Below are 6,110 nucleotides of genomic sequence, written 5' to 3' on the forward strand. Positions count from 1 at the left end.
CTTTAAATAGCCCTTTTTATTTTATACCCAGTGTCCATTAACCTATCTTTTTATCAATGTTTGTTTTCTGCTATGATTAATGAGTAAAAAAAACAAACGGAGGTGCTTCATGACGAAAATTGGTTATGCACGAGTATCGACCCTCGATCAGAATTTAGACTCACAACTAGATGAACTCAAAAAATCTGGTTGTACTAAAATCTTTCAAGAGAAGGCATCCAGTGTTAAAAAGAGACCAGAATTTGCGAAGTGCTTAGATTATTTACGAGAAGGTGATACCCTGGTCGTCTGGAAGCTGGATCGGTTAGGGAGAACAACGAAGAAACTTCTTGAATTGATTGATGACTTGAAAGATCGCGGAATCAATCTTCAAATCATTACATTAGGTGTAGACACTTCCACCGCCGCAGGTCGCCTGTTTTTCACCATGATGGCTGGATTAGCGGAGATGGAGCGTGAATTGATCCGCGAACGTACGAACGCTGGACTTCAAGCTGCGCGGGCCCGTGGAAGAATGGGCGGAAGAAAACCAATCGATGAACAAGTCATGGTCAGAGCCATGATGATGTATGAGGCTAATATGACTGTAGATGATATTACAAAGACTCTAGATATCTCAAGATCTACATTCTATAAATATAAAAGTTCAACAAGTGATTGATTACTTGTTGAACTTTATCCCATACAACTTTTGTTTGAGTTCGTCTAGGAACTATTCAAGGTTGAACGTGTACAAGGCGTCGAGCTGTTCCTTCGTCGTCACGGGTTCATCGAGTAGCTCGATGCGGGTGATGTCGGCATTCGTCTCAAGGTATACAACGTTTTGGAAACAGCGTTTGATTACAGCCACGAGTATTTACCGCCTCTGACATTTTATGTACCACCAAATGCCAAGTTCGGCACCTGTCAGTGACACACGTCGACCATCATGTAACTCAATGTCCGTTGGACAAGGGATTGCGGCGTTTTGAGCCATAGGTTGCGGACGAATGAGCAACCGAGTCGTCGGCGGAGTCGCATGGTGCTTAATAGGTCGGTTCGTAATGGTACGACTCACCGAGGTCGGTGAGTATCGTGCGTATATTGTCCATGTCCGACGGAAGGTCTTTGACGTGGTGGTGCAATTCACCGATTGCCGCGAGTTGTCGATGCTGGTAGTATGCCAACAGCTCTGACACGGCGTACTGGTAGAGCGTGTGGTATTGGTCGATATCCGTGTTATCTTCATACTCGACACTCGAGGCTCTGTCGACTTGCAGGCTGAGCTGGAGGATGATGGCTTCGATAAGGAACACGACTTCGTGTTCGGGCTCATAGAAGACGTGAGCGTCGAGATATTCTTTGACTTTCTGTTCTTTGTCGGCGATGTCATCGAAGATGGCTGGGTTGAACGGTATGCCGGTCGTGTCGGGTTGGTTCTCGATGACCAGTGCACTATCGCCCGCCTCAGTCTCCGGTTCTGTTTCTGTATCTTCCTCCGTTTCCTCTACAGATTCTGTTTCTGGCTCGATTTCCACTGGCTCCACCGGTTCATCCTCGATCTTAATGGGTTCCGTCTTCTCAGTTTTAGCGACAACCTCGGTCTTTGCTTCATTCTCGGTCAGCGTCATGAAGCCGTACACGCTAAGGACCGTCGTGATTACCGTTGCGGGAATGACAATCCAAAGTGAGACGTTCCGCCTTTTCGACGGAGCGTCTTTTGATTCGTTCGATGTGCCTAACATAAAAGTCTCCTTTTCAGTCTATCGTATTTTTAATACATATTTTGTATAGAGTGCTGTTCTCAATCGGCATCTTGAAATACATGTGAAATAAGTCTTGACCACCTGTGCGACAAATCGTGTAAAGATATGGTAGATCCAAATTAAGGGCCTATAGAGCAGGTAGTAAGATTGAGTATGTTCTACTCAATCGTTGGGTGCATACTGATAAAAATCAGCACGTTCGGAAAGCCACAAACGTTTGTCGAGATGATCGTATGTTAGCACTTCTACACTCTCATTAGTCGACGAAGTTGAGGTGCTGTAGATGTCATCATAATAGTTCACCAATTCCCATGTGACATCTACAAATTTGAGACGGTACTCTTCAACCGTTGGCTTCTCAGAGTAGTATTCATTTGCAGAAACATAGTGTACTTCCAAGTCATCAGCAATCCATCGCGCCTCAAGCATGAGCAAATCATCGGGCGCATAAATGACGTTAGGATCATAGAGTTCTCGGAAATTTTGTTCGCGCTCAATAATATCATCCAAGATGTGCGGGTCGAACGGAACATCTACAATAGAAGAATCTGTCTCTGAGTAGATTGATTCGTTGTCAACGTCCTCAACATCTGTACTTTCCTCAGTAGCAATCTCTGTCTCCGACACAATATCCTCTACAGGATTGTCGGTCTCGTTCAAATTTCTCAATGTATAAATTCCTAAAAGAGTAATAGACACCGTCACAGGGATGACGAACCACAATGGTGCACGCCGCTTTCGTGGAACTATTTTTTCTTCATCAGTTGTATTCAAAACAATAGTCTCCTTTGTCCTCAATAAGATCAAGGCACATTATAAAATACGACAGATCTTCTGATAATTACTAATAATCATAAACACCACATATACATCCCTCATCAAAAAACACGCCTTGTTTCTGTACGTAGAAATAAGCTAAGAAGATCTGTACACGCTAAACCCAGAAAAAAACCAAAGAAAACAGAAGTAGCAGGCAGAACATATTTCACATACTGCAAAAAAACAAGAGACCAGCCAACCACCCTAACTATAAATGTATACGAATTGGACCCATTAAAAAATGCTTTTTTGTGGATTAAAGGTAAAATCTTTCCTTTTTTTATCCTGATTGTGGTTTTCGCACCTTTACCTCGCCCTTCGACCACTTTTGTAATACGCTCTTCTTTTACTAACTCTTCAATAGCGCGCTTAAACGTGGTGTAAGACAAAGTAATACTTGAATTTACTGATGATTGTACTAATTTAACTATCTCTCTTTGCGCACCACAAATACACCCTCCGTTTTTGCGTAAAACTGCAAGGATGTCTTCTTTCCATTCATCTAGATGACTATATGTACGTTCTTCACGCGGTTTTGCACCTTCCCAGACTTGATACTTGAACTCGATCCCAGACAACGTCTCAATCCAATACGATGAAGGGCCGAGCGGAGAACCAGGTTTGAAGGCGCTCTTCACTTTACGTTTGACTTCGATTTGGCGAAGTGAAGGAATGTTCTTGTCATTCCAGCTATAAAGTGACGACAATGCTTGATTTTCTTCATATCCTGCAGCCTTGTATGCGAGAGCAAGCGTGTAGCATGTGTTGTCACGTTGTCCTTCTTCCACGCCCTCTAATAGCTTGAGTATCGCTGGGTGAGACAATAGGTCGGTAGATCCTAACGCCACATTCCCTTTCATTGACTGATTCTCTTTTTGCTCGGTCAACCAGTCACAAAGGTCGTCAAAAGAGACGCGTTCTCCCGAGCGAAAGATAGTGTTCTCTTCTGTCGGAAGTCGAAACCAACGTTCAGCGCCTATCGCTTGAGCGTCAGCGTTCATCTCCTCAGCAATCATTCGTTGGACACGTTTATAATGATCCACCACTTTTGGGAACGCACGTCTTGGTTCTTTCAAGTACCAATACACATGAAACCCGCCTGATGGCGTCTTGACGACGAGTGATGGTGTCGGCAGGCCCGCACTCGTCACCCGGTCCATAACGTCCGGGAAAATCATCCCTGTATTCTGCGTCGCCTTAACATCGATATCGATCACCATAGCGTTTAACCAACGCAAAGAGCCCGCATGACGTTGATCATTGCGGTAAAAAGTGTTCGGCGTGAAATATGTATACTTTTCTTTTGCCCCAAAGAGTGAGCGGTATGTACGGATGGCGCATGGTTGTGTGAACTCCTGACAGACAAAAATCCATCCTAGCTCTTTGCTGTATCCGGTTCTCTCAATCTGAGATGCCCGTTTCGGGGTTTCCGTTAATTGATTTCGATAAAGATTTCTCAATATTTCCATGCTACATCCTCCTCTCTTCTGTTCCATGGTTCATCGTAGATTGCTGCGTATCCATTTCTCTGAAATACTCTGAAATACGATGAACATTGTCGAGAAGAAAGAACAATGCTAAAATGATTGCATAAGAAAGACGCCTTTGTTCGTCACGTTTTTCTTTTGAACAACGCATGAAAAAGGATCAGTTCATCGTATTATGTTTTTAGAAATCTTGGTTTCTACAAATATATTCATGATGGCTGGTTTAGGGTGAAGCGTTGTTAAATACACAGTCTGACTACTAAGTCAGATGATTTGGATCTGATAACGGCCAGGTTATCAGATTTTTTCATGCCGTTTTCCCCTACTGGAAAGAACTTCATAATCCTATGTTTTCATAAAAGAAACCGCTTAACAACAGCTTTTTTTCGAGTTCACGCTCAAAAAAATCAATGTATACATGTAGATTTGTATACGCGTATACATGTAGATTTGTATACATGTATATTTGTATACATGTAGATTTGTAAACATGTAGATTTGTATACATGTATACAAAAAAAGCACTTAATGATTCGCTGAAAACGTTGGTTTAAAGCCATAATTCAGACCCTTTCATTTTCAATGTATACATGTATACATGTAGATTTGTATACACGTATATTTGTATACATGTAGATTTGTATACATGTAGATTTGTATACATGTAGATTTGTATACACGTATACATGTATACCGTTTTTTTGATATCTATGTTAGATCAATGTGGCTGAACATCCAGCAAAATAATGTACTTTAAAGACATCTAGGCGAATTGTAATCACATAAAAAACGAGCGGGCTCTAGTAGAGAACGCTCGTTCATTAATATCTAAGGTTCAGTTCATTATGGACTGCCTTATTTATTATGCTTCATCATCAAAACATCTCGAATCAGCTCATATTCTTTTCTTTCATTGGAAGAGAATAGCTCAAGATACTCGTCAATCATCGTTGAAATTATAGCATCTGCTGAATCAGCTTTGCCCATTGTCACTAACGCTGACAATTTATTTTTTGTGAGGTTTGATACACGAACAGTGCTTGACCCCATATTGACCGAGTTCTTAGCTACTCGTTTATTTGAAGTTTCTTTCTGAGAAGTAGTTTTCGACTCCACTGTTTTGTCTTCAGGCACTTCAGCTTTATATGTTTGTTGAGGCGCTGCTGCACCTTTACGGTCTAGCAAGCGCTTTTTTGCTGGTTTTTGAATCAAATCTGACATGTTGTTCACCCCTGTTCCACGTAATTCATTTCTGCTTCGAGACGCTGTAAGAATTCCTCTGCGACTTTTGCATATGTCTCCATGACACGTTTGTCGTGCATATCTTCCTCGACGATCCCAGTGATGTCATAGCGCTTCAAACGTTCCATGTTCTTGATCACACCTTCGAAAAGGTTATGTGACCCGAACACATTCTTGGCATTTTCAAGCGTTGCCATATCTACGGCCGCACCATTTTTAAGAAGAACCGGTAGGATTCCAAGAATATCAAAATCAGCATGATAGTCATCCAGCAACGTCTGGAGGTACTGTGTGAATACCTCAGCGCCCTGCAAGCTTCGTTCCTGTGTCTGAAGTACGACGACAACGAAGTCAGAGGCATAGAGAGCGGAGTCTGTATAGATGGAGATAGTGGGAGGGACGTCCACAAAAATGAAATCAAACTCTCTCTTCAGGGGTTCGAGCAGAGTAGACAGATACGTCACACGGTCCACTTCTTTCTCAAACTTCTTTTCAAGAAACTTCGGGTACTGCGCGAAATCACTGAATGAAGGTAGTAGGAACAGATTGTCCGTAACTTCTGTGACGATGCTACTCAAATCGCCTTCTTGCATTGCGGCCATCAACGTCTTTTCGAAGGTTATGTAATCATCTTCTCGTGCAGCCTTCGTCTTCAAGAACAACGTAGTCGCGTTCGCCTGTGGATCTTGGTCACATAGCAATACACGATAACCTTTTTTGGCCAACGCGTAAGCGAGCATCGTACTATTCGTTGTCTTTCCCGTACCGCCTTTGAAGTTTCCGAACGTCACAACAATCGCTTCTTGCTGCGAGAGAT

7 protein-coding genes are annotated in these 6,110 nt (G+C 42.5%); 1 reads left to right on the forward strand and 6 read right to left on the reverse strand.

Annotated features, from left to right (window positions below; translation table 11 throughout):
- The first annotated feature begins 109 nt into the window (after window positions 1–109).
- Window positions 110–661 (forward strand): recombinase family protein, encoded by a 552-nt coding sequence (locus A6395_RS15335; RefSeq protein ID WP_071399694.1) that lies wholly within the window; start codon window positions 110–112, stop codon window positions 659–661.
- A 51-nt stretch (window positions 662–712) separates the two neighbouring features.
- On the opposite strand, the gene A6395_RS16045 is transcribed toward A6395_RS15335, so the two are convergent.
- The 6 genes from A6395_RS16045 to A6395_RS15360 form a co-directional block, all read right to left on the reverse strand.
- The gene (locus tag A6395_RS16045; RefSeq protein WP_159429473.1) at window positions 713–850 is read right to left on the reverse strand and encodes a hypothetical protein; all 138 of its coding nucleotides are present in this window, start codon (window positions 848–850) and stop codon (window positions 713–715) included.
- Between the two features lie 175 nt (window positions 851–1,025).
- The gene (locus A6395_RS15340; protein WP_071399695.1) at window positions 1,026–1,724 is read right to left on the reverse strand and encodes a hypothetical protein; all 699 of its coding nucleotides are present in this window, start codon (window positions 1,722–1,724) and stop codon (window positions 1,026–1,028) included.
- 183 nt (window positions 1,725–1,907) lie between these two features.
- Window positions 1,908–2,519 (reverse strand): hypothetical protein, encoded by a 612-nt coding sequence (locus A6395_RS15345; protein ID WP_071399696.1) that lies wholly within the window; start codon window positions 2,517–2,519, stop codon window positions 1,908–1,910.
- Window positions 2,520–2,623: 104 nt separating this feature from the next.
- The gene (locus A6395_RS15350) at window positions 2,624–4,033 is read right to left on the reverse strand and encodes a primase C-terminal domain-containing protein (protein ID WP_071399697.1); all 1,410 of its coding nucleotides are present in this window, start codon (window positions 4,031–4,033) and stop codon (window positions 2,624–2,626) included.
- An 873-nt stretch (window positions 4,034–4,906) separates the two neighbouring features.
- On the reverse strand, window positions 4,907–5,272 hold the full coding sequence (locus tag A6395_RS15355; RefSeq protein ID WP_071399698.1) for a DUF5388 domain-containing protein: 366 nt from the start codon (window positions 5,270–5,272) through the stop codon (window positions 4,907–4,909).
- A 5-nt stretch (window positions 5,273–5,277) separates the two neighbouring features.
- The gene (locus tag A6395_RS15360) at window positions 5,278–6,090 is read right to left on the reverse strand and encodes a ParA family protein (protein ID WP_071399699.1); all 813 of its coding nucleotides are present in this window, start codon (window positions 6,088–6,090) and stop codon (window positions 5,278–5,280) included.
- Window positions 6,091–6,110 lie beyond the last annotated feature (20 nt).

The sequence above is a fragment of the Exiguobacterium sp. SH31 genome (assembly GCF_001816105.1).
In the GTDB taxonomy this organism is placed as follows: domain Bacteria; phylum Bacillota; class Bacilli; order Exiguobacteriales; family Exiguobacteriaceae; genus Exiguobacterium; species Exiguobacterium aurantiacum_A.

Bases quoted from the DNA above. Each gene is read 5' to 3' on its own strand.
- A6395_RS15335 (WP_071399694.1), top strand. From the start codon at position 110: ATGACGAAAATTGGTTATGCACGAGTATCGACCCTCGATCAGAATTTA.
- A6395_RS15340 (WP_071399695.1), bottom strand. From the start codon at position 1,724: ATGTTAGGCACATCGAACGAATCAAAAGACGCTCCGTCGAAAAGGCGG.
- A6395_RS15350 (WP_071399697.1), bottom strand. From the start codon at position 4,033: ATGGAAATATTGAGAAATCTTTATCGAAATCAATTAACGGAAACCCCG.
- A6395_RS15355 (WP_071399698.1), bottom strand. From the start codon at position 5,272: ATGTCAGATTTGATTCAAAAACCAGCAAAAAAGCGCTTGCTAGACCGT.